Below are 22,847 nucleotides of genomic sequence, written 5' to 3'. Positions count from 1 at the left end.
ACACCCCTTTTACCTATATACGGAAATGAATGGACGAAGTTTCAACCTCTCCCTAGAAAGTTTGAGAATTTTTAGTTACAGGCTTCTATATAGTTAGTAAACAGGTCTTGTCGAATGAACAAAGGATATGGAACCTATTAGTATTGATTTACATTGAGAAAAAGCAAGGTCCTTCTTTACAAAAGGGCCTTGCTTTTATTTCAAACTCTCGGTAATGCCAACGTAATCGTCGTACCACTATGATCCGAATCCGCCTGTATCCAGCCACTATGCGCTTCAACAAGCTGTTTGGCAATTGTCATGCCAAGTCCGGTTCCACTGCCATCCGAAGTCGTATTCGTCCCACGGTAATAGCGGTCAAATAAGTTTTCCAATACATCTGCCGCCATTCCCACACCCTCATCCCTCACTTGCAGTAACACCACATTGGTATCCGAAGTCACACTCATATGGATGGATGTCTCTGCTGGATTATGCTTCACTGCATTGCCAATCACATTATCCAGCACCCGCCCAAAGCGCTTTAGGTCAATGGAGACGTAAACGGGTTCGCTCGATTCATGTATGTGAAGTTCTTCCAAGCTATTTCGTTCAACATATCCCCTTACATATCCTCCAAGTTCAACATGTTCCTTTTCAAGTACGACACCATCATTCTTCAACTGATACGTATAGGTCAAATCATTAATAAGATCATCCATATAGCCCGCTTTCTCCTGCATAACTAATGCAAACTTCTGCACTTCTTCGCTTGTCCATTCATGGTCTGACCCAAGCATAACCGAATAGCCATAAATTGAACTAAGCGGCGTTTTCAAATCATGGGAAAGCCCCGTGACCCAATCCTCTCTCAGCTGTTCCGTCTTTTTCAACTTCCGTTCGTTCGCTTCCAAGCTGTTGGCTAGCGTGAGCAAAGACTGATCGACATCACTATATATCCGATACTTTCGCTTCAACTTGCCATCCTTCGCATTTCGCAATATTTTGTCCTCTAACAGCGTATAATCCTTCTTCGATAACCGATCAATTCGTTTCAAGAAATAAAAAACAGGTCTTCCTAACCGGCGTCCAATCCACAAAGAGAAGCTGACGATGAATAATAGCAGAACACCATGAAAAATTGCAAAACCAATCAGCATTCTCATGAAAAAATCATGAAATAGTGAATCAAACGGAGTATAATAGCGATTCGGCATTCGAACAACTGCGGTTGTCCCATCATCCAACTGTATCGAAGTTATCATTTCTTGATGTTCAGAAAGCCTCCTAGAGTTGGCCAACAAATTTACGCCAGTCAAAGAAACACCTTCGCCGTTTATAGAATCAATAACATTGCCCTCTGCATCATAAATCTCAAAAACTGCGTTATTTTCTTCAAGTATTCTTTTGTCACCCTCTCCAAGCCGAGGAAACATTTCCGAGTTTTGAAGGCTCATCATAACCCGGTCACTGTCCGTATTTTCCGTAAATAACAGGTAAATTTCGTCCTCGAGCGACCAGATATGAGAACGTCTAGCTTGCGACATTGCTATCAAATCCGAGAAACTATATGGAACAGGCACTGTTGTTAATTCCACAGACGACAATAAGATATTTCCTTGTTCATCAATCAGTTCCAGCGTCCCGCCACTCCGCTGTGCAATCTCTTTTAGGTAAGCTGAGAATGAATAATCTCCTTCTTTATCCTTATGAATATGCGACTCAATAGCATCCGTATCAGCCTCTCTAATGTCTCCATAGGCAGAAAATCCAGTCACTATTTCCGCAAATATATAAACAATCATCAGAAGGGATACGACAACAAGCATTGCGTAGAACGCGAGGAAATAACCTGCGAATCGAAGGGTCATTTTGCCCGACAACTTCATGTTATACCCCCTCGCTTAGCTTGAAGTTTGTAGCCAATACCACGGACAGTCTTCAAAAACTCCGGACGGCTTGGATCTACCTCAATTTTTTCGCGTAATCGACGGATATGAACCATAATCGTGTTATCGTCTATGAAGCTGTCCTCGCCCCATACCTTTTCATACAGTTGTTCTTTTGACAGTACTTGACCCGGATGGTTACAAAACAGTTCTAGCAGATGAAATTGTTTACCCGGTAGCGTCACTGTTTCACCATTCACAATCAGTTCAGCAGCAGTCGGATCGAAACGGAAATGCCCGAAATCATAAGGGTCTTGCTGCTTTTCTGTCTTTGCCATATAGCGGCTTGTTTGCACTTTTACACGCGCAGCCAATTCCATCGGATTGAATGGCTTCGTTATATAATCATCCGCCCCATGCATGAAACCACGCAATTTATCGGCATCGGATGATTTGGCTGTCAGAAAGAAAATCGGTGCATTCGATACATGACGAATTTTCTGTGCCAATTCAAGACCCGTTCCATCAGGTAACATAATATCGAGAATATGTAGGTCATACCGATTCTTAGAGACAAGCTCTTCCGCTTCCTTATAAGTCGCACAAACATCAATAGCACTAAACCCCTCCTTACGTAAAATAATATCAACCATATCCCCAATCGCCTGTTCATCTTCCACGACAAGTATTTTTGCCAGTTCCACTACATTCCCTCCAAATTTAAGGTCCTGTTAAGGTTCCTTTCATTTCCATATAAGCTTCTTCCATTATACTAACAAATGAAGGTGGGATTTAGTATGGTCAACCGCTATTTTCACATAAAAGTATTGGGGGCATAAAAATTGAAATCACAACGAATTCACTTAATTGATGGCCTGCGAGGATTGAGCTTATTCGGCATTTTACTAGCGAACTTGCTTATTTTTCAATATGGAATCTATGGGAAGGATTCCATAACAGCCTTCTCACTATCACCAGTAGATACAAGGACTTATCAGGTTCTTAAAATCTTTATCGAAAGTAGTTTCATGCCGATTTTCGCATTTCTTTTCGGCTACTCTATGATTAAAATGGCGGAAGGAATTGAGAGAAATGGTGCAAAAGTAAAGCGCCACCTTGTTCGACGCTTTATATTGTTAGCGGCAATTGGCCTTCTGCACGGCAGCTTTCTGTGGGAAGGAGATATTTTATTTCTCTATGGCTTGATCGGCTTCTTCCTTCTGCTATTTTTGAATCGAAAAAAGAAGACGCTATTAATTTGGAGCATAATCCTTTTCGTACTTACAAGTGCGCTTACATATGGACAATTAGAGGAACCCGTCGAAGATTTAGAACGGATGGCAACGTATATTACGGATACAAATGACGTGTATGCGAATGGGACTTATTCGGAAATCATGACGCACCGAATCAATGAGGACCCGCTAAACATGTCCGGGTCACTCGCTGCGCTCATGCTGTTATTTGCACCACTTGCTATAGCTCCACTTTTTTTGTTTGGCATGTACGCAGCAAAAGCAAATCATTTTTCGAACCCAATATCTGAGCACAACAGATACAAAATCGGCATGGCTATCCTTTTACCAGTGGGGCTTTTGCTAAAAAGTGTAGGGACGCTTACATTGGAAAACGATTGGACCTACGTCTTACTCAGCATCGGCGGTCCTTTACTGGCACTGGGCTATATTTATGCATTTGCTTACACCTACACCCGTTTTTCCGAATCAATGATGATGCGCGCTTTCGAAAATGTAGGTAAATTATCGTTAACGAATTACCTGCTTCAAACCGTCATCTGTACATCCATTTTTTACGGCTACGGCCTCGGTCAATTTGGAAAACTCGGCATACTGAACAGTATCGTACTCGGACTCGTCATTTTCTCTGTCCAATGCGTATTCAGTCATTGGTATCTAAAACTTTTCCACCGCGGACCACTCGAATTCATTCTACGCATGTGGACAAATTTTTCGTGGAGCGGTCATATAAGAGTAAAAAACAAGCAACCGAGTTACCCACATGTGGATAACCAACGCCGAGTGAGCTAAAACACTAAATTACCCACATTTGTTGATGAATCACTAACAACTGTTAGCAAGTTCCATAAATCGAAAATCGAGTAGAGTGAACGAATCAGAAGATTGATTCGTTCGACCCTCTCACACCACCGTACGTACGGACCCGTATACGGCGGTTCAATAATTTGAGTGTACAAACTGGTATTTCACGGATATATCCATATATCCGAGTTGTACCAGTTTTTCATCTGTTAATGACCTGTAAAGGATGTAACTGGCTGAAATCCTCCAGTAACCCTTTCGGGTATTTGACCATTCATAAGCTTTTCGCTCTTCGATACCTAGTTGAATAAGGTTTTTACATTTGGTTCGTGGGTTTTTCCACTGTTTCCAGATGTATTGCCTGATTCGTCGTTTCAACCAACCGTTTAATTCATTCATAAAGCGTTTCATTTCACCAATACCGTAGTAGTTTATCCACCCCGTCATTAGCTGCTTGATTTGCTTGAATAGAACTTCAATGCTTCTCCCTCTGTTCCGCTTTGTTATTTTCTTCAACTTTTGCTTCACAGTAGATTTTGCCTTTTGATGCGGTCGAATCTTGACACCGTTTTTAGTTGCCAGTAAGCAGAATCCTAGAAACTTTCGTTTCAGTGGACTTCCTACCGCACTCTTCTCACGATTCACGGTTAATTTCAGTTCATCCTCAAGGAAATTGATTGAACTTGCCATCACTCGATAACCTGCCCGTTTACTTTTAACGTATATGTTGCAGTCATCGGCGTAACGGACGAATTTGTGCCCACGTGTCGTGAGGAGCTTATCGAATTCATTCAAGTAAATATTACTCAATAATGGCGATAAATTTCCTCCCTGTGGGGTTCCTTCTTCGGAGGTTTCGAATAAACCGTTTACCATAATACCGCTCTTGAGGTATTGGCGAATAAGATGTAGAACACGCTTATCTTGTATCTTTTCCTCAATGTAGTACATGAGTTTATCGTGGTTTACTGAGTCAAAATAAGCTTTCATATCCATATCTACAACGTATTTGTATCCTTGTTCGTAGTACGACTTTGCTTGTATGATAGCCTGATGTGCACTACGCTTCGGACGAAACCCAAAGCTATTATCGGAGAACGCAGGGTCAAAAATCGGTTGTAAGACTTGATTGATTGCTTGTTGAATCATCCGGTCGATAACAGTTGGAATCCCTAACTTTCTTACACCACCGTCAGGTTTCGGAATTTCAACCCGCAACACGGGTTGCGGGCGATAAGTCCCGTTATGTAATTTCATTAGTAGTTCTTCCCTGTGCTCCTTCAAGTGTGGAAGTAGCTGGTCGTAAGTCATACCGTCTACGCCTGCGGCTCCCTTATTTCTGACAACTTGTAGGTAAGCTTGATTGAGATTATTCCTTGAGAGAATTTTCCCAAACAGATTTACACCATTTTGATTGTCCAATTCACCATGGAAATTACTATGCACTCCGTCATACCCTTCATGTTCCACATTATCTCTCTGACGGTAGCCAGGTTTCCCTGTTTTCTGCGGTTGTCGCAATTTCCACACCTCCTTGTATCCTCAAAATTATTATTGTTCGGTCCTTCACGTCCTGTCAGCGAACGCTACTATGACTTCTGCTGACTTCTTACGATTCATCTCCATGTCACCACGAAGATTGCGCTGGTTCGTTATCTTTTAACTTACACTATGCCCTCGTAAGACCTCCCCCGGTAAGAGCGAATACTTTCCTCCCATGTAACTGCTAGATTTACTGTATAGGTTTCGGGCAGTATAGGACTTCGGTTTGTATTGCAACCTTATCCGACCTAATTCAGCCTTCTATCTAGTTTCTGTTCGTCAGTTCAGGAGTTTGCGTCCGACTTCCTTCAGCCACTACCTCACGATAGCCACCTTGTCTTTCGCTAACAGTTCCTACTGCCAAGCCTGTAGTGGACTTTCACCACCGAGTATTCACCCATGCAGGGCGCACAATAAAAGGAGAATGCATATTGCTATGCATTCTCCTTTATTTTTTAGTTCTACTTATCCCCAAACTTCCTTCGCAACGTCTACGATGAATTTCAACTTCTCCCATTGCTCATCTTCCGTCAACTTGTTGCCATGATGTGTAGAAGCGAAGCCACATTGTGGGCTTAGGCACAATTGTTCAAGCGGTACATACTTTGCAGCCTCCTGAATACGCGCTATGATCGTTTCTTTGTCTTCTAGTTTACCGTCTTTAGATGTGACAACACCAAGGACGACGTTTGCACCACCATTTGGTATATGGTCCAATGGTTGAAAGTCTCCTGAACGCTCATCGTCATATTCCAAGAAGAAGCCATCTACTTTTTCTTTCGCAAATAATGTTGGCGCAATCAGCCCATAGCTTCCTTGGAACGCCCACGTCGATTGGTAATTTCCACGGCATAAATGCGTTGTCACGATTAAATCTTCCGGCTTCCCTTCCAATACTCCGTTAATGACGCGCAAGGCTAAGTCGATAAATTGCTCTCTTGTATAGCCTTGATCACCAAACTCAAGTTCAGGCGAAGAAAGTGCGGCAATGTAGACATCATCCAACTGTAAATAGCGAACGCCTGCATCGTAAAATGCTTTCAATGCGTCTTGATAAGCTTTGATGATATCCGCCGCATATGATTCGTAGTCAGGATACACCGATGCATTGAAAATATCGGGATGGAATAATTGATTCGGGCTTGGAATTGTTTGTTTGGCAACGGCGCGACCATCTACAATCTCATTGAATTCGATAAAATCCCTGATGAAAGGATGATCGGGGTTAAATGAAATCTTTCCTGTCGTACGAATGTTGTAGCGCTCAGTTTCCACACCATCAAACTCGTATCCCGTTTCTGGCACATAACCTTCAATACCATTCAAATGCTCTAAGAAGTCCAAATGCCACCATGTACGTCTAAATTCACCATCCGTCACAAGTTCCAAGCCAACTTCAATTTGCTTGTCCACAATTCGTTTAATTTCCTGCGTTTCAACTTCGCGTAATTGTTGTGCTGTAATCGCACCTTCTTTAAAGTCCTTACGTGCTTGGTGCAAACTATTTGGACGCAGTAAACTTCCTACGTGATCCGCTCTGAATGGTGCTTTCGTTACAGTAGTTGATTGAGTTGACATGTCTATTCCTTCTTTCTATTTTTAGTAGTAAATTATGATTTTTTTATGGGAAGAGCGCAAATGAGCACTCCTATTTAATTATCTTGGGACAGGTATGCAAATGAGCAGACCTGGTTGGTTTGATTCGACAGAGATGCGAATGGGCAACCCTGTTTGGTTTGATTAAACAGAAATACGAATGGGCGAGTCTGCTTAGTCTGTTTGGACAGAGACGCGAATGGGCGAATCTACTAGGTTTATGTGAATAAGGATACGAATGAGTAACCCTTTTTCTGTCGTTATGGCAGTATCGCGAATGAGCGTACTGGGAATCCTGATGCTTTTTCCGGTTTCGGAACGATATTGAAAATAACTGCACCTTTGGCAGGCAGTTTATCTAAATTTGTTAATAATTCTATTTGGTAAGTGTCTTGTTCAAGCACATAATATTCACCTAGCAATGCTTGATTCTTTTGAAAATCGATGGCTGAATCCGTATCGAACGTTTCATGACCAACTGCTTTCACCTGTCGTTCTTCGAATAAAAACTTCAAAGCGTCAAGGCCCCAGCCGGGTATACGGTTATTGCCGTCGGTGTCTTTATTGCAGAAAGCCTCATTATCCGGCCAACGCTTGCTCCAATCTGTGCGCAGTGCCACAAATGTGCCTGCCTCAATCTGTCCATGCTGCTCTTCAAACTTAAGAATATCTTCAACTGCTAACGTAAAATCATGATTGTCCGTGGACTCTTTTGATTTATCGATAACGACGAGCGGTAAAACTAACTCCTTCAGGCCTAGTTCATCCAAATATCTTGTATTACGCACAAAGTGGATGGGCGCATCAATATGTGTGCCGTACTGTCCAGCGAATTTGAAGCTTTGTGCGAAAAAACCATCGTCATGATCAAATAACGTTGTAAATTCCGCTGCATCAAAGGCTGAAAAATGAGGTGAGTCGGGTCCAAAGGTATGTGTTAAATCGACCCACTCTTTCTGTTTTAATAACGTAAGCGCATTGATTAATTCATTCGACATAAACATTCCTCCTTATTTCCTTGAAGGTAACAGTCTCCAGATAGATTTAAAAGCGAAAGGCGCCCGGAGGCTAGATAAAACAAAAAAACCTCTTCTATACTTAAAAGAAGAGGTTTTGGCAATTTCGCTTTTTGCTCTTCTTATCTTCAAGCTACAAGCATTACACTTGGCTTCTGGAATTAGCACAGTACTAAAAAAGTCTGTTGCTGAGGTATCAAAGGGCCAGTCCCTCCACCTCTCTGGATAAGAAAGTTACGTATTCAGTTGGTAGCTCATACTTTACATGCCCCTAAATAGAATGTCAAGAGGGAAAGTGAAAACTATTTTAAATTGATGCACTATTCGTTCAGGTTAGTGCTTCATCTCACTGCGTAATTTTCGGTGTGCGCGACGGGCTGGTGCTGTTTCAAACAATCTTTTTTCCTCATCCGTTTCCGCATAAATTCCTGGCACTGGCGTTGATTTATTATTTTTGTCCATGGCAACCATCGTCAAAAAAGATTCCGTTGTCAGCTTCGTTTCACCTGTTAGCAGGTTCATGGAATGAACGGATACGAAAACTTCCATCGACGTGCGCCCTGTCGAAGTGACGACGGCTTCCAATTCAAGGACATCACCGACACGTGCGGATGATAGAAAATCAACTGAATCGATGGAAGCTGTGACGACTGCCGTTTTTGAATGTTTCATCGCCGTAATGGCAGCGATTTCGTCGATATATGCTAAAACTTTCCCACCAAAAATCGTCTGTAAGTGGTTCGTGTCTGGTGGCAAGACCAGTTTCGTCTGGATTGTACGTGATTGGCCCATGGGTTTATTTTCTGTCATGCCGATTCTCCTCTTCTATTGAATTATATAAGTAGTATACCCTTTTTGGTAGCCGGGAATGGCCTGAACGGTAGTAAAGCTAGTCTATGCGGTAGTATCCACTCTCCGAACGGTAGTAAATGCACGCTATCCGGTAGTAAAACACTTCCGAACAGTAGTAAAACAAATTTGGTACATTTATTTCTAATTAATCTTCTTCCCCACTCAAAAAATGGTATAGTATAGGTGATTGAATATTCCACCTACATATAAAGGAGCTTGATAAATGATTTATAAAAAGCGTAGACAACCATCTGAAATCATCGGTTTAACAGCACTTCTCTCACGTTTAAAGCCTAACTCCCTACTCAGCAAGGAAATTTCTAGTGACCTTGCAGCTATGCGAGCCGGATTGGGTGGCGAGGAGCGACTTGATGAAGTGTTAAGCCGTCATGCTTTTCCAAACGAGCATGTGTTTCTCCATGACTTATCCCTAAAATCGACTGGTACGTTTCAAATTGACACATTGTATTTAACCCCTTCATACGCAGTTATTTTTGAAGTGAAGAACATGGCTGGTACATTAACTTTTAATGAGAATCCACCCCAGTTAATTCGGATACTTGAAAATGGACAAAAGCGAGCATTCGGAAGTCCAGCAGCACAAATCGAACGAAATCAGGACCTGTTTAGTGACTGGCTTCATGCGAGAGGGCTAGCACTCCCCATCTACCCCGTGATTGTCTTTGCCTATCCGAAACAAATTATCGAAAAGCCCCCATCTAACATTCCTGTCCTTTTTCCAAATTCAGTTCCCGGCTTTTTACGGCGGCTTCCAAAATCACATACTATTTTGAACAGCAATGAGCTTAGTGCGCTAACCAAAGAATTAATGGACAGCCACGCTGGTTATATCCCCAAACCTCTCTATGAGAAATACAACATTCCAATTGATGAATTAAAAACAGGAGTAACTTGTAAAAATTGCGGACATATCGGCATGAAAAGGGCGTTACGAACGTGGCACTGTAAAAAGTGCAGCACGAATGATGGTTTTGCACACGAACAGGCAATAACCGAGTGGTTCCTCCTTGTCGGGCGCAAGATGACAAATCGTGAGTGCCGTCGTTTTTTACATATTGATAAACTGCAAACGGCAACGCGAATATTAAATATGAATGTCTTTGATTTCAGAAGGCAATTTAAAAAATCGAACATACACAATTGATTTTCATACTTTTTTAGAAAATCCCCGCCGCATTAAACGATAGTAAACCGTTCAGAATGTCTGAACGGTTTACTTTTTTTTGCTGTTGTAACTAAGACAAGGTGAACCTCGCTCTGAACATCAACATCCGGAGGGATGCGATAGACAGCATCGTGGACCATTTGCAGGATCGCTGTATACTTCTCTCCTTTAGGCAAGCCACCCGCCTCATAAATTACAAAGCGGACCGCTTCTTCGGATTCATCTTTCTCAGAGATAGGGATTTTAATTCAGTTTCTTTCATTTCTTTCATTGCATCATTGAAATTCATATCTATATTAGCGTCATTTTCTAGATCTTTAATTCTTTGATTTTTAGTCTCATTAAATTTCTTTTGTAAATCCAGCTTATTCTCTGCATAAATATGAGAAAAAGCATTTAAAAAATAAAATTTATCACCCTCACTAGGAGACTTTTCAAAAAGTATCCCTTCACCAAATTGCAAGATTGGTTCACGGTCTGTTGTACCGGAAGTAATTATATAGCCAAGATATCCATTATTCCTGAATACTTCGAAGTAATATCCAAGGATACTATCGTCAACATCATATAAGTGATGTTTTAATATTAAGTCGCTTTCTCTCCACTCAGTAACGTAATTTGTGTTATCAATAAAATTTTGCGTCACTATCTTCGACTGACTTTCTGAAATAACACTATCCGAAGCTTTCACCTCTGAAATATTGAATTGAAATAACAATACAGTAAAAACCCCTAATATAAAAAAGTGATTTTCTTCATTTAGAAACCTCCATTTTAGTAGTGGTAGTAGAGTTAATCTGATCCAAAAATATTAGATATTTAGAAAAGAGAGTGTAAATTAATGTTGTTGATTTTATAACTTCCTTTCATCATGTAATGGTTCAATTTCATCTGTTTCATTAGTTTGTTTAAACAACCACATATCTATTTGGTAAATTTGTGAACCATCAATCATGTACATATACACAATGTTTGGTTCATTATCAAAAATAACATGCAAATAAGTAACATTCTTAAATCTATACTCGTCAGTATCTGTAATCACCCAAGATTCATTGGGATGCATATTTTTTAAATGAAGCTCAAGATGCTCGGTGGCAACTTTTGTTTCATGCTTAATGATAACTGGTCTGATGCTAAAAAAAATTACAGTTAATATTAAGATGAAAGTTAAAATCAGCCAACTTCTTTTTTTTATTCTTTCTGGTAATAGGAATGATAATCCTCCAATTACTAGAGCAGCAGTAAAAATGAATATGAGTGATATGAACGTTGTTGGATGCATCCTTATACGCTCCTTAACTTAAGCCTTTAGTATCTGAAACCCAGAGATTTATTAGCAATTGACAACTATAAGTGAGGTCTGTTCTTAGAGGTGTAATAAATTCGAGTAAACAACGAAATCTTATCTACCCTCAATCGTTTGGCTATGATTGTACTTAATCGTATTTTAAACTCACACCCTTAATTGTATTTAAGAGTCTGCGCAGCTCTTTGTATAATTAAATTATACCTAACTTTGGTAATTCCTTCTTTTTTCAAGAAATTGATTCTCAAGGAGGATGATATCACTGCTATTCGACAAATATTGATAACTAATGAAATTGAACGGCATCCATAATATCAAGTTGCAGTATCCCCTCAATCGACAACAGCACTTATCCATTGCAACGCTTGCCGAACAACATTATAGGGATTTCCATTTCTGTTACGATTAAATCGACTGAACATAAAGATCAAGAAGCGTTCCAAAACAGCGAAGAATAGTAAATTAAAACATAGACATGGGTATGATGTAGCCACATCCGCGGGTCTATTTGGTATGCAGATACAAGGAGCGATGGCTATATTTGCGGTCAACCTCAAACGGATTAGGGCGCTAATGAAGGAATCAGAGTAAGGAATACGAAAGAAAAAGACGTTATTTCGTTCAATTTCGAACGAAATAGCGTCTTTTTAAATTTAAGCTCACTTATGGGATTTAAAAACGTAAGTTTTTCAGCGGCCTCCACAAATATAGTCGCCTTTTTCATATATAAACTTTTATCTTTTAGAATAGGACCAGTTGCTTCATTTCGAAGCTTTGGAATCCCTTTAATTCATTTTCAAATGCAATGTTATCCTTTTCGATTTCTTGCATGAATGGTAATAGATGAGGACTTTGCGGTAGTAGATGAACGCTATCCGGTAGTAACCAAATACCATTCGCGACTCAAAATAAAAACGAACCTTCAAAAAGGTCCGTTTTTTAAACCATATCCGCCAACAGCGCATATACGCATTTCATCTCTTCTTGCATCGTCCACTGATCGACCGCCAGCCATCTACAATGGATAGCATTACCTTCAAGGCGCGTCATACCGGCCTTCAGTCCTTCTTCAAACCGCAATGTTTCCTGCAATGCACGCAAGTCGATATCCTTGGCATTCGGCGAAACGAGCCAAATGGAACCGACATACATCGCTCCCTCAAGGATACCTATGCTACCTAGCGCAACATCCTGCGGTGCAAAATGAAGTGAGTCAAAAGCTATTAACTCATCATCTACAAAAATCTTAAAATTCGACCGAAATGATTGATAATCAAAAATCTCACCGCGTTTTTCACGGCCGGGCGCGACAATTTCTCCCCATAATACCGTCGCATCACCCGCGACACGAAGTGTTGTATCGACTTGAAACTTCGCGTCAACAAATGGAATGAGCACCTCAGGCATCCACTCCAGCCGTGAACGTTCCGCTAAATCGACATCGATTGTAAAATGGCAAGTATCACCCGTATGTGACGGATAGATTTTCAACGCAGATTGCTGAACTAACCGTACACGACTATCCGGTGCAAGTTTCACTGTAATATCATTGCGATCTCCCGACACCATCCCACCTGACGACTCCATAATATAGACCGTCGCAGTCGGGTCTTTTCCTTCGTATAATTCCCGACTTGCCTTCAATGGAGGCTGTTGGAAAACATGCGGCATTCGCGTGTACCCTCTTCTTAGTTCGAATGCCATATCCAATTTTCCATGATGGATAGCGCGGGACTGGTTAAGCATCCGCACCCTCTAGCAGCATACTATGCTTAATCCACTCGACCACTTTATCGACATTTTTCTGTGTCCGTACATCTGTGAAAATATATGGGCGACCATTACGCATCTTTTTCGCGTCACTATCCATCAACTCAAGATCTACCCCAACATACGGAGCCAAATCCGTTTTATTGATTAATAAAAGATCTGAACGCGTTAACGCAGGGCCGCCTTTTCTCGGAATATCCTGACCTTCCGCAACGTCAATCACATAAATATAGCCATCCACAAGTTCAGGGCTAAATGTAGCAGACAAGTTGTCACCGCCACTCTCTACGAAAATAATATCCAAGTCAGCAAAACGACTTTTCAGCTCATCAATTGCAGCAAAGTTCATCGAAGCATCTTCGCGGATTGCCGTATGCGGGCAACCTCCCGTTTCAACACCTAAAATACGGTCTTCTTCAAGTACCCCGCTATTGATTAAAAATTGAGCGTCTTCACGTGTGTAAATATCATTCGTAATGACCGCCACATTATAGTCTTTATGCATCACACGTGTTAGTTGGTCGACGAGCGAAGTTTTACCCGATCCAACTGGACCACCGATGCCAATACGTACTGGTTTCATTCAGAAAAGCTCCTTTCAATCCATTATGAAATAAATAATCTTGAGAACAAATACTCATGCTTCATCGAAGCAAGTTCTATACCTAACGCGTTATTACTTATATCCTTTTCCGTCAACGTGGACACTAAATCCGCAGCTTCCGTCACCTGTTCAATCAACTCATAGGTCGCTTCAACACCGGTCGTTTGCCCGAATGGCACCGCACGAACCGCATTTTGGACGAGTCCATTCAAAGATGCAAACAAATACGTCATGACCGCATGACGCACGCTAACACCTGTTGTCGCACTATAAATCCCATAAAGAATAGCATAATGTCCTTTAATCTCTTGCGAATCGATACGAGCTTTCCATTCAGCAAGGAAGCCATCCGCTCCTAGTGGAGACACCGTTTTAATGAACTGTCTGCCAAGCTTCACACTGGCCTCACGCGATTCCTTCGCCAGCTTCATAGCTCCGCATAATTGCTCCAAATAGAGAAGTCGTTCAATATCCTGTTCCTGAGCCGCGGCATACGCTTCTTGAATTAAAATCGCATCCCCACGTACCAAATTATGAAAGAGAAACGACGTACAATAAGCGATCAAATTCTCTTTTGTTCGGATGATATCTTCTTGAATGTACGTCTCCATTCCATATGTCTGCGTAAAAGACCCAATCGGAAACGCAGAATCGTGAATCTGCATTAAGCGTAAAAGGGCAAGGTCAGTGGGAGTGTCCGCGGTATTTGAATGGTTGTTTGAATCGTCTTTCCGTTGTTTCATATGCGACACCCACTTCATCTAGCAATTTATTCAACGTATGATCTGCACGCACAATAACTTCGTTTTCTTCAATTAATGCCGGTGTATGGCGGTTTCCGAGTTCGAAAGCCGTCTTACCCATTTCCGTCATGTTTTTCGGACTAATAACAATCACTGGCTCCATTTTTGTGCGCACAGCGATACGACGTTCGTCGTCCTCATATAAAAGATCACCATATTGTAACGTCTGAGGCTCATGATGATGGTGGCCATGTTCTCCATGATCATGGTCATGAGTATGCTGTTCCAGTGATAGCGCAATGTCTGTACCTTGATCTGTCTCCCGTCGCAAAATGCGTTTACTCAACTCTTCCCAGTCAAGTTCAAGCCACTCTGTCTTTTTACCGGAAATTTCTTCTTCCGTCCCGATATTACCAATGACTTTAGTAATCAGCATGTAACATTCTCCTTTGTCAGTCGGTCCAATAGGTTGGGGTCGAAATAGCCTTTCAACTATTTCGACCTCCTCCCTTGACCACATTTAATTTTATTAAAACAAGAAATAACGTTGTGCCATCGGAAGTACGCTCACTGGTTCACATGTCGCTAATACTCCATCAAGCTTCACTTCATAGGTTTCTGGATTCACATCAATTTTAGGCATTTCACTGTTATGTTTCATATCCGATTTACCAACATTACGGCAGTTTTTAACTGTACCAATCATTTTCTTTAAACCAAGCAATTCAGGAAGTCCTTCTTCGACTGCAATTTTCGGTAAGAAAGTCATGGCTGCCTTTTGTGGAGCTTGCCCGTGAAAACCGTACATACGGCGACCCATCATCGGTTGCGGTGTTGGAATAGACGCGTTTGGATCTCCGGTCATTGCATAGACAGCAATTCCACCTTTAATGACAACCTCTGCTTTAACACCGAAAAATGCCGGATCCCAAAGGATAATATCCGCAAGTTTTCCTTCTTCAAGCGAACCAACTTCATGGCTAATACCGTGGGCAATCGCTGGGTTGATATTTAATTTTGAAATGTAGCGCTTCACACGATAATTATCGTTATCTTTCCCTTCATCTTGTGGAAGTGGCCCACGTTGTTTTTTCATTTTATCTGCAGTTTGGAACGTACGCATCGTTACTTCACCAACGCGTCCCATCGCTTGAGAGTCAGAGGACATAATACTTAGAATACCAAGATCCTGCATAATATCTTCCGCCGCAATTGTTTCAGGACGGATACGTGAATCTGCGAATGCCACGTCTTCTGGTACATCGTGTTTCAAATGGTGACAGACCATCAGCATATCCAAATGCTCGTCAATTGTATTCGTTGTGAACGGTTTTGTCGGATTCGTCGAGGCCGGCAAAATATTTGGATGTGAGGCTAATTTCAGTTGGTCAGGTGCGTGTCCGCCGCCCGCTCCTTCTGTATGGAAAATGTGTATGGTCCGGCCGCCAATTGCATTAATTGTATCTTCAACAAACCCTGCTTCGTTAAGCGTATCGGAGTGAAGCGCCACCTGGATATCGTACTCGTCCGCTACTGTTAAACTCTGATCAAGAGCAGCAGGTGTTGCACCCCAGTCTTCGTGTATTTTCATACCAATTGCCCCGGCTTGAATTTGTTCAATAATCGGCTCAGGAGAAGATGCACTCCCTTTTCCAAGAAGACCGAAGTTAATCGGTATATCTTCGACTGCTTGCAACATGCGTTGGATATGCCAAGCACCTGCTGTCAAACTTGTAGCCTTTGAACCGGCTGCTGGGCCTGTTCCACCACCGATAAATGTCGTTGTTCCTGCATTAAGAGCCGTTTCAACTTGCTGAGGACTGATTAAGTGAATATGCGTGTCAATGGCACCCGCTGTTGCGATTAACCCTTCGCCAGCATAGACTTCCGTTCCAACACCAATGATCATATCCTGATCTACGCCGTCCATTGCAAGTGGATTTCCTGCTTTTCCGACACCAATAATACGACCATCTTTAATCCCGATATCGGCTTTTACAATACCCGTATGGTCAATAATCATAACGTTCGTAATAACCGTGTCGAGAACACCCTCGTCACGAACATTTTTACCGTTTTGCCCCATCGAGACGCGGAGTGATTTCCCTCCACCAAACACACCTTCATCACCGTAATACGTATAATCTTTTTCAATTTCAATCCACAGGTCTGTATCGGCAAGACGCACTTTATCACCAACTGTTGGGCCAAACATTTTCGCATATTGATCATGTGTTACTTTCATTTATCTTCGGCTCCTTTAAATCCTGCTTCAGCTGCTCTATCTAAGATTTCACCAACATTATGTGTCGAACCATCAGTTAAATTATTCAATCCAAATACGTGACGTTTTCCGCCAAACTCCACTAACTCGACTTCCTTTTCTTCACCCGGTTCAAAGCGTACAGCCGTACCTGATGGAATATTCAAGTGCATGCCAACTGCTGATTCACGGTCAAATTCGAGCGCCTTATTCACTTCGATAAAGTGAAAATGAGATCCAACTTGTATCGGACGGTCTCCCGTATTGGCGACACGCACTGTCTTCACTGGACGCCCGAAATTTATTTCAATTATGCCTTCAGCGGTTTTAACTTCTCCTGGAATCATTATTGAAGCCTCCTCTTCTTATTGAATTGGACGGTGAACCGTCACAAGTTTTGTTCCATCTGGGAATGTACATTCAATCTGCACATCGCTAATCATGTCGCCGACACCTTCCATAACGTCTTCAACCGTTAACACATGCTTCCCCTCACTCATAAGTTGCGCAACGGTCTTGCCATCACGCGCCCCCTCCATAATGTAGTGGCAGATTAGCGCCACAGCTTCTGGATAATTTAACTTAACCCCACGTTCTTTACGCTTAATAGCCAATTCTCCCGCAACGTGTAACAATAATTTCTCCTGTTCAACTGGTGATAACTTCAATTCAAAGCACCTCTTTTTTTGTTTAATAAATAAACCAAGCAACAGTTCATTCTGCTAGATTTTTCTCGTATGCTTCCTTAACTAGTTGTCTGTTTTTAGTGTCTGCAAGAACATGCAAATTAGGACAAGCGTCCTGTTGATCGGAACCCATTTGGAGTGGGTTGAAGTAGATTATGTCGAATTTTGTCGAGGATTGTAGATGACTGTCCTATTATAAAGGATTCATTCTGTTTCTTCAACATTTCCGCAATTCTAAACGACTTCTTTCTGATGTTATTTCATTGATACATACTTCATTAATCTACCCATAAGTAACTTTTACCAAACAAAAAAACCGTCCTATACGGAACGACTAAGTCATTTTCTCTCATTCATGAAACTTCACCCCGTAACGCCGAACAGCACAAAGGTCTCTTGCCAAATCGGATCCTTGAAGTTTCAACAGCTCAACCGATTTTCCCGTCGACGGTGCATGCAAAAGCACCCCATCGCCATAATAAAACCCGACATGCCGAATAGTACCTTTCCCTTCATCATTAGCAAAGAAAAGAAGATCTCCCTTTTTCCAATGCGCCGGATTGTCCAACGGAATCACCTGGCTACCGCATGCCTGTTCGTCTGCATCTCGTGGAATGAAATAACCACACGCCTTCAACATATTGTAGGTGAATCCAGAACAATCATAGCCATACGAGGACATTCCTCCCCATAAATAGGAAACATCGAGGAAAGCAAGCCCCTTGTCTACAGCGTCCGCAACAGGCCTCTTGGTAAATTGGTGAATGGATGGAGCTTTTTCCACATCCTGATTCAGTAACAATGCCTCCCCGTCTGGTGTACAAACACGTACTGTATCATTCGACCACTCATCCATATATGGCAGTATCACATTAAATGGAATCACGATAGAAGGCGAACCATCCACATGCCAAAGCTGCGCTTTTCCTGCAGTCACTTTGACAAACCCTTGCGCACGAACCGGCCGCGCCTCTTTCAACTGCACAAGCGGCACCCACCCCGGATAGCCACGCTCATCTTTTTTTGACGGCTGCCAAACAGCAATCACTTTTGCCCAATCTCCCTGAGTTTCCTCAACAATAACCGGTTCCCCATACAATAATTGCGTCTGCACTCGATTCCCCTCATACAGATCCAGACGCACTTCGAACGATAGCTGCTCTAGCCACTTTGTTAACCGAACTGGATTTGTTAGTCCAGCCCGGTCAATGTCCCTAACAGATTCGGGTGACGTCCACATCGTCGCTACCGGGACCGCACAATACCACGTGTTCACTGCCCTCCGCCTCCTTCCCGATGAGCTCCATTCGCCTAGCATCTAGTCCAAGCCCAGGTGTTTTAGGAAGATGAATGGTCCTTCCTTCGTAAACAATCCCGCCAGCAATAATATCCTGCGCTAACATCAGCGGTGCATCTAAATCAAAACGAGTAACATTCGGCTGACTTGCCGCAAAATGTGCCGCTGCTGTAACTCCAAGCTTCGTCTCAATCATGCTACCGACCATACACTCTACACCATACGATTGTGCCAGCGTATTAATAGTCAATGCCCTATGAATACCGCCCGATTTCATCAGCTTAATGTTAATCAAATCCGCTGCACGCAATTGAAGAACCCGTAACGCGTCCCTTGCCGAAAAGACACTTTCATCCGCCATAATTGGCGTCAGTGTATTGTCCGTTACATATTTTAAACCCTCTATATCGTCAGCAAGCACCGGCTGTTCAATCAATTCAATATCGAGCCCTGCATCTTCCAATAATCGAATCGCACGGACTGCCTCTTTCGGCTGCCACCCTTGATTCGCGTCAAGGCGAATTTTAGGGGCACCCCCAACACGCTGACGTATCGCCCGAATGCGTGCAATATCTTCACTGATTTTCCCAATGCCCACCTTCACTTTTAACACATTGAAGCTGTTCGCCACATAACGTTCCGCGTCGTCCGCCATTTCCACACAATCACTCACACTAACCGTAAAATCCGTGTCGATTGCCTGACGAAAGCCCCCAAGCAATTGATACAATGGCACCCCCGCCAATTGGCCAAACAAATCATAGATAGCCATATCCACTGCTGCTTTGGCGCTCGTATTACGTACGATTGACCGGCTGAGTGTATGGAATACCACTTCACGTTGTCGAATATCAAGTCCAATCAGCTGGGGAGCTATCACCTCTTCAATAGCGTAGGTAATGCTCCCCACCGAATCTCCCGTAATGACATGCGTTGGCACCGCCTCTCCCCAGCCAACAAGTCCGTTATCACAAGTCACTTTCACATAAACCGCATCAGCTGTATGAACTGTCCGAAGCGCCGTTTTAAAAGGTTTCACAAGTGGTATCGTTACCGCAATGGTTTCAATAGAACGGATGTGCATCGCTCATTCCCCTTTCCTTTTACTCCACGCCAGGTAAAACTGTCAACGTCCGACTGTCTGCATCCAACCTCGCACTCACGCCGAGCGGAATCGCAAAATGCGGCTCGCAATGGCCAATTTTGAACCCCTTCACAACGGGCTTTCCAAGATTGCCAAAGTAATGATCGAACACCTCATCAAGTGTCAATGACAGCTGACCTTTTTTCGGTTCTGCATTTGCGAAATCACCGACAACGATTCCTACCGCATCATCCAATTTGCCAGCTAGCCGCAATTGATTGAGTAAACCATCGACACGATAAGGCTCCTCACCAATATCTTCGATAAACAACAGCTTCCCCTTCGTATTCACTTCAAACTTCGTACCAATTCCACTTGCCAATAAAGACAAATTCCCACCAACCAGTTCACCTTGCGCCATACCGCCCGTCACTGTTTCAAGAGGCCCAATCGCCTCCGTATAATGAAGCTCCATCGGCTCAAACAACTGTTGAAACATCTTCGCGGACAGTTCATCGAATGATTCCTTCCCAACGTTCGTCGCCAACATCGGCCCATGAAACGTAACTAAGTTCGAATACAAGCCCATCGCCGTATGTAAAAATGTGATATCGCTAAATCCCCAAAATATTTTTGGATTTTCCTGCATCAATTGATAGTCAATTTTATCGGCAAAGCGCGCTGAACCGTATCCACCTTTCGCACATATAATCCCTTTAATTGACGAGTCTTCAAACATGTCATGTAAATCATCCAAGCGCTCCTCATCCGTTCCCGCAAGATAACCATGAACATTTTTCACACTTTTTCCAAACTTCCATTTCAAACCAAGCTGCTCTAAAAAAGCAAGCGAACGCTCCAAAAACTCTTCATTCGGCGGACCTGCTGGTGCAATAATCCCTATCGTATCTCCTTGTTGTAAACGCTGTGGTCGTATTTTCATAACTGTTCCTTCCCTTCTACAATCCTATCCAGATTCTCTTCGTTCAGCCCATCTATCACCAGTTTATCATACGCCCTATTCCCCCGTAATTATGCCTTGCCCGATTTAACACAAAAATAGCCTGCGAGGGAACTATCTCCCTCACAGGCGAACCTATTACAACTTATTACTTAGCAATCGGTGTATCTTGTGTTACTGCAATTTCATTACGGTACATACCTGTTCCATCGCCGATTGAATAGTTCAATACACGGTTATTCACCGGTACAACCTCAGAACGGTATAGTGTCGGGAATACTGGAACTTCCTCCACCATTAGTGCTTGCCACTCGTTGTAAATTGCTTTACGTTTTTCAACATCGAATGCATCTTCAGAAATACCTGCTGCTAGCAAGCGATCATTATCTTCATTTGCCCAACGTGAGAAGTTATACAATACATTGCTTCCATATAATCCACTTGGGTCAACATCAATCCCTACGCCCCATGCACCAGCATAAATGTCAACAGCAGGATCGTCTTTTCCACCGTTACCTACGCGATCATAGAAGCTATTGAACTCATGTAGACGACCATCTAATAATTCTACTTTCAAGCCTACAGCTTCCCATGCTTGGATGTAGTACTGCGCCAATGGCTCAGCAATGTCATCACCTGACATCGAAGCGTAAGACATTACTAATTCGTTACCGTCTTTATCTTCACGGAAACCATCGCCATCCACGTCTACAAAACCAGCGTCTTCTAGCATTTGCTTCGCTAACTCAGGATCATACGCAGCACCTGGGTTCGTTGCATCGTGGAATTCTGGGTGAGATGGTGGAATTAGCGTCGTACCAGCCCAACGTAAACCGTGATAGAATCTGTCACCTACAGCGTTATTGTCTACTGCATGCCACATTGCCTTACGCAAGTTTTTATCAGCCATTTTTGCTTCTGGATTGTATTTTACAACTTTGTTTTCTTCATCCCATGTACCCAATTTAAATCCAACATATGAATACGCACGGTCTACTCTGCCGAGGAACTCAACGTTTGCCATATCTGCATTCTCTGGATATTGGTTTACTGGGAATGCACTTACTGTATCGACTTCACCTTTTTCCAATGCTTGAACAACAACGTTTGGATTGATAACTTTCAACGTAACTGTGTCAAGCTTTGGAGCCCCACGCCAGTAGTCTTCGTTTTTCACATAAGTAACAGACTCACCTGGTACGATTGTGTCTACTTTAAACGGACCAAAGCCAACTGGATTTTGACGTACTTCTGGAGAAGATGAAATATCTGCTACTGCCATATCACCAAAGATATGCTTCGCAAGTGGATACGTCCAAATTCCACCTGTGATCAATGATGGTGTTGCTTCTAAATACGTAATTTTCAATTCTTTATCATTGACAACTTCGATGCCAGAAATCGTATCTGCTGTGCCAGCCTTATATTCTGCCATACCTTCAATGTTCAAAACATCTCCAGCACGTGGTCCATCATAATCAGGATGTGCTAGCACTTCGTGTGCAAATAGCCAGTCTTCTGCTGTAACCGGCTGACCATCATGCCAGTTTACATTGTCTTTAATCGTGAATGTAAATGTACGACCATCTTCTGATGTTTTGTATGTCGCTGCACCATCATTTGTGTACACGTAGTTTGCATCCCATGTTAGGAATCCTTCGTCAAACCAATTAAGAACCATTACGTCAGGATTACCAGAATAGAAATTAAAGTTCAACGTTCCTTCAAAAGCCGTATCTGAAACAAGTCCGTACGTAAACGAACCGCCTTCGATTGCTGAACCTTCGTTTGTTTTGATATTGCTAAAATCATCGATAGAATAGAGCTTGTCGCCACTCTCTTCCTCTTTTGGTGTTTCTTCTTTTGGCTTATCCTCCGGCTTGTCGCCTGAATCTGCTGGCTTTGCATCCTCGGTTTTATTACAAGCAGCTAAAGCAAGTAGTAAAACAAGTAGCATTGCGAACAAAACTTTACTTGCACTTTTCTTCCCAACCATATCAAAATCTCCCC

At 42.5% G+C, this 22,847-nt stretch carries 22 protein-coding genes, 1 pseudogene and 1 riboswitch; of the genes and pseudogenes, 3 read left to right on the top strand and 20 right to left on the bottom strand.

What is annotated here, in order from left to right; translation table 11 throughout:
- Positions 1-200: 200 nt before the first annotated feature.
- Positions 201-1,868, bottom strand: a complete 1,668-nt coding sequence (locus N1I80_RS00185) for a sensor histidine kinase (RefSeq protein WP_340735977.1) — start codon at positions 1,866-1,868, stop codon at positions 201-203.
- Positions 1,865-2,572, bottom strand: coding sequence for a response regulator transcription factor (locus N1I80_RS00180; RefSeq protein WP_340735976.1), 708 nt, complete (start codon positions 2,570-2,572; stop codon positions 1,865-1,867). Before N1I80_RS00180 ends, N1I80_RS00185 begins: the two co-directional genes overlap by 4 nt.
- Positions 2,573-2,710: 138 nt before the next feature.
- Here N1I80_RS00180 and N1I80_RS00175 point away from each other — a divergent pair, with 138 nt between their 5' ends.
- Positions 2,711-3,916 (top strand): DUF418 domain-containing protein, encoded by a 1,206-nt coding sequence (locus tag N1I80_RS00175; protein WP_340735975.1) that lies wholly within the window; start codon positions 2,711-2,713, stop codon positions 3,914-3,916.
- 147 nt (positions 3,917-4,063) lie between these two features.
- On the opposite strand, the gene ltrA is transcribed toward N1I80_RS00175, so the two are convergent.
- The 4 genes from ltrA to N1I80_RS00155 all read right to left on the bottom strand — a co-directional run bounded on the left by ltrA (position 4,064) and on the right by N1I80_RS00155 (position 8,892).
- Positions 4,064-5,449, bottom strand: a complete 1,386-nt coding sequence (ltrA, locus tag N1I80_RS00170; protein ID WP_445683624.1) for a group II intron reverse transcriptase/maturase — start codon at positions 5,447-5,449, stop codon at positions 4,064-4,066.
- Positions 5,450-5,935: 486 nt separating this feature from the next.
- On the bottom strand, positions 5,936-7,048 hold the full coding sequence (locus N1I80_RS00165) for a 5-methyltetrahydropteroyltriglutamate--homocysteine S-methyltransferase (protein ID WP_340735973.1): 1,113 nt from the start codon (positions 7,046-7,048) through the stop codon (positions 5,936-5,938).
- Positions 7,049-7,326: 278 nt separating this feature from the next.
- Positions 7,327-8,064, bottom strand: coding sequence for a cyclase family protein (locus N1I80_RS00160; protein WP_340735972.1), 738 nt, complete (start codon positions 8,062-8,064; stop codon positions 7,327-7,329).
- A 137-nt stretch (positions 8,065-8,201) separates the two neighbouring features.
- A riboswitch (SAM riboswitch) is annotated at positions 8,202-8,314 on the bottom strand.
- A 101-nt stretch (positions 8,315-8,415) separates the two neighbouring features.
- Positions 8,416-8,892, bottom strand: coding sequence for an acyl-CoA thioesterase (locus tag N1I80_RS00155; RefSeq protein WP_340735971.1), 477 nt, complete (start codon positions 8,890-8,892; stop codon positions 8,416-8,418).
- A 265-nt stretch (positions 8,893-9,157) separates the two neighbouring features.
- Here N1I80_RS00155 and N1I80_RS00150 point away from each other — a divergent pair, with 265 nt between their 5' ends.
- On the top strand, positions 9,158-10,099 hold the full coding sequence (locus N1I80_RS00150; RefSeq protein WP_340735970.1) for an NERD domain-containing protein: 942 nt from the start codon (positions 9,158-9,160) through the stop codon (positions 10,097-10,099).
- Positions 10,100-10,131: 32 nt separating this feature from the next.
- Here N1I80_RS00150 and N1I80_RS00145 read toward each other — a convergent pair whose 3' ends face one another.
- The 3 genes from N1I80_RS00145 to N1I80_RS00135 all read right to left on the bottom strand — a co-directional run bounded on the left by N1I80_RS00145 (position 10,132) and on the right by N1I80_RS00135 (position 11,405).
- Positions 10,132-10,296: a hypothetical protein gene (locus N1I80_RS00145; RefSeq protein ID WP_340735969.1), complete on the bottom strand. Its 165-nt coding sequence runs from the start codon at positions 10,294-10,296 to the stop codon at positions 10,132-10,134.
- Positions 10,297-10,313: 17 nt separating this feature from the next.
- A complete protein-coding gene (locus N1I80_RS00140) occupies positions 10,314-10,838 on the bottom strand; it encodes a hypothetical protein (protein WP_340735968.1) in 525 nt (174 codons plus the stop codon).
- 135 nt (positions 10,839-10,973) lie between these two features.
- Entirely contained in the window at positions 10,974-11,405 is a 432-nt protein-coding gene (locus N1I80_RS00135; protein WP_340735967.1) for a DUF3139 domain-containing protein, read from the bottom strand.
- A gap of 419 nt (positions 11,406-11,824) precedes the next feature.
- Between N1I80_RS00135 and N1I80_RS00130 the strand changes: the two are divergent.
- Positions 11,825-12,020 (top strand): annotated as a pseudogene (locus N1I80_RS00130) (IS5/IS1182 family transposase); the annotation flags it as partial.
- A gap of 348 nt (positions 12,021-12,368) precedes the next feature.
- On the opposite strand, the gene N1I80_RS00125 reads toward N1I80_RS00130, so the two are convergent.
- From N1I80_RS00125 to opp4A, 11 genes are all read right to left on the bottom strand, one after another.
- Positions 12,369-13,175: an urease accessory protein UreD gene (locus N1I80_RS00125; RefSeq protein WP_340735966.1), complete on the bottom strand. Its 807-nt coding sequence runs from the start codon at positions 13,173-13,175 to the stop codon at positions 12,369-12,371.
- Entirely contained in the window at positions 13,168-13,782 is a 615-nt protein-coding gene (gene ureG, locus N1I80_RS00120) for an urease accessory protein UreG (RefSeq protein WP_340735965.1), read from the bottom strand. Before ureG ends, N1I80_RS00125 begins: the two co-directional genes overlap by 8 nt.
- 23 nt (positions 13,783-13,805) lie before the next feature.
- Positions 13,806-14,546 (bottom strand): urease accessory protein UreF, encoded by a 741-nt coding sequence (locus tag N1I80_RS00115; RefSeq protein WP_340735964.1) that lies wholly within the window; start codon positions 14,544-14,546, stop codon positions 13,806-13,808.
- Positions 14,488-14,982 (bottom strand): urease accessory protein UreE, encoded by a 495-nt coding sequence (locus N1I80_RS00110; protein ID WP_340735963.1) that lies wholly within the window; start codon positions 14,980-14,982, stop codon positions 14,488-14,490. Before N1I80_RS00110 ends, N1I80_RS00115 begins: the two co-directional genes overlap by 59 nt.
- Before the next feature lie 93 nt (positions 14,983-15,075).
- The gene (gene ureC / locus N1I80_RS00105; protein WP_340735962.1) at positions 15,076-16,791 is read right to left on the bottom strand and encodes an urease subunit alpha; all 1,716 of its coding nucleotides are present in this window, start codon (positions 16,789-16,791) and stop codon (positions 15,076-15,078) included.
- Positions 16,788-17,156 (bottom strand): urease subunit beta, encoded by a 369-nt coding sequence (ureB, locus tag N1I80_RS00100; RefSeq protein ID WP_340735961.1) that lies wholly within the window; start codon positions 17,154-17,156, stop codon positions 16,788-16,790. Before ureB ends, ureC begins: the two co-directional genes overlap by 4 nt.
- Before the next feature lie 18 nt (positions 17,157-17,174).
- On the bottom strand, positions 17,175-17,477 hold the full coding sequence (gene ureA / locus N1I80_RS00095) for an urease subunit gamma (protein ID WP_340735960.1): 303 nt from the start codon (positions 17,475-17,477) through the stop codon (positions 17,175-17,177).
- A gap of 367 nt (positions 17,478-17,844) precedes the next feature.
- The gene (locus N1I80_RS00090; protein WP_340735959.1) at positions 17,845-18,771 is read right to left on the bottom strand and encodes a C40 family peptidase; all 927 of its coding nucleotides are present in this window, start codon (positions 18,769-18,771) and stop codon (positions 17,845-17,847) included.
- Positions 18,710-19,876 carry a mandelate racemase/muconate lactonizing enzyme family protein gene (locus tag N1I80_RS00085; protein WP_340735958.1) on the bottom strand — a complete coding sequence of 389 codons (1,167 nt, stop codon included), beginning with the start codon at positions 19,874-19,876 and terminating at the stop codon, positions 18,710-18,712. The genes N1I80_RS00090 and N1I80_RS00085 overlap by 62 nt, the downstream gene beginning before the upstream one ends.
- A 19-nt stretch (positions 19,877-19,895) precedes the next feature.
- Positions 19,896-20,819, bottom strand: a complete 924-nt coding sequence (locus tag N1I80_RS00080) for a S66 peptidase family protein (protein WP_340735957.1) — start codon at positions 20,817-20,819, stop codon at positions 19,896-19,898.
- Positions 20,820-20,985: 166 nt separating this feature from the next.
- Positions 20,986-22,833, bottom strand: coding sequence for an oligopeptide ABC transporter substrate-binding protein (gene opp4A, locus N1I80_RS00075; RefSeq protein ID WP_340735956.1), 1,848 nt, complete (start codon positions 22,831-22,833; stop codon positions 20,986-20,988).
- Positions 22,834-22,847: the final 14 nt, after the last annotated feature.

The sequence above is a fragment of the Sporosarcina sp. FSL K6-3457 genome, assembly GCF_038007285.1.
In the GTDB taxonomy this organism is placed as follows: domain Bacteria; phylum Bacillota; class Bacilli; order Bacillales_A; family Planococcaceae; genus Sporosarcina.
This window is presented reverse-complemented; position numbering and strand designations above follow the sequence as displayed.

Excerpts from the sequence above, each read along its gene's own strand:
- N1I80_RS00185 (WP_340735977.1), bottom strand. The coding sequence starts at position 1,868 with ATGAAGTTGTCGGGCAAAATGACCCTTCGATTCGCAGGTTATTTCCTC.
- N1I80_RS00125 (WP_340735966.1), bottom strand. The coding sequence starts at position 13,175 with ATGCTTAACCAGTCCCGCGCTATCCATCATGGAAAATTGGATATGGCA.
- N1I80_RS00165 (WP_340735973.1), bottom strand. The coding sequence starts at position 7,048 with ATGTCAACTCAATCAACTACTGTAACGAAAGCACCATTCAGAGCGGAT.
- N1I80_RS00135 (WP_340735967.1), bottom strand. The coding sequence starts at position 11,405 with ATGCATCCAACAACGTTCATATCACTCATATTCATTTTTACTGCTGCT.
- N1I80_RS00110 (WP_340735963.1), bottom strand. The coding sequence starts at position 14,982 with ATGCTGATTACTAAAGTCATTGGTAATATCGGGACGGAAGAAGAAATT.
- ureB (WP_340735961.1), bottom strand. The coding sequence starts at position 17,156 with ATGATTCCAGGAGAAGTTAAAACCGCTGAAGGCATAATTGAAATAAAT.
- ureC (WP_340735962.1), bottom strand. The coding sequence starts at position 16,791 with ATGAAAGTAACACATGATCAATATGCGAAAATGTTTGGCCCAACAGTT.
- opp4A (WP_340735956.1), bottom strand. The coding sequence starts at position 22,833 with ATGGTTGGGAAGAAAAGTGCAAGTAAAGTTTTGTTCGCAATGCTACTT.
- ureG (WP_340735965.1), bottom strand. The coding sequence starts at position 13,782 with ATGAAACCAGTACGTATTGGCATCGGTGGTCCAGTTGGATCGGGTAAA.
- N1I80_RS00150 (WP_340735970.1), top strand. The coding sequence starts at position 9,158 with ATGATTTATAAAAAGCGTAGACAACCATCTGAAATCATCGGTTTAACA.
- N1I80_RS00160 (WP_340735972.1), bottom strand. The coding sequence starts at position 8,064 with ATGTCGAATGAATTAATCAATGCGCTTACGTTATTAAAACAGAAAGAG.
- N1I80_RS00085 (WP_340735958.1), bottom strand. The coding sequence starts at position 19,876 with ATGCACATCCGTTCTATTGAAACCATTGCGGTAACGATACCACTTGTG.
- N1I80_RS00155 (WP_340735971.1), bottom strand. The coding sequence starts at position 8,892 with ATGACAGAAAATAAACCCATGGGCCAATCACGTACAATCCAGACGAAA.
- N1I80_RS00115 (WP_340735964.1), bottom strand. The coding sequence starts at position 14,546 with ATGAAACAACGGAAAGACGATTCAAACAACCATTCAAATACCGCGGAC.
- N1I80_RS00080 (WP_340735957.1), bottom strand. The coding sequence starts at position 20,819 with ATGAAAATACGACCACAGCGTTTACAACAAGGAGATACGATAGGGATT.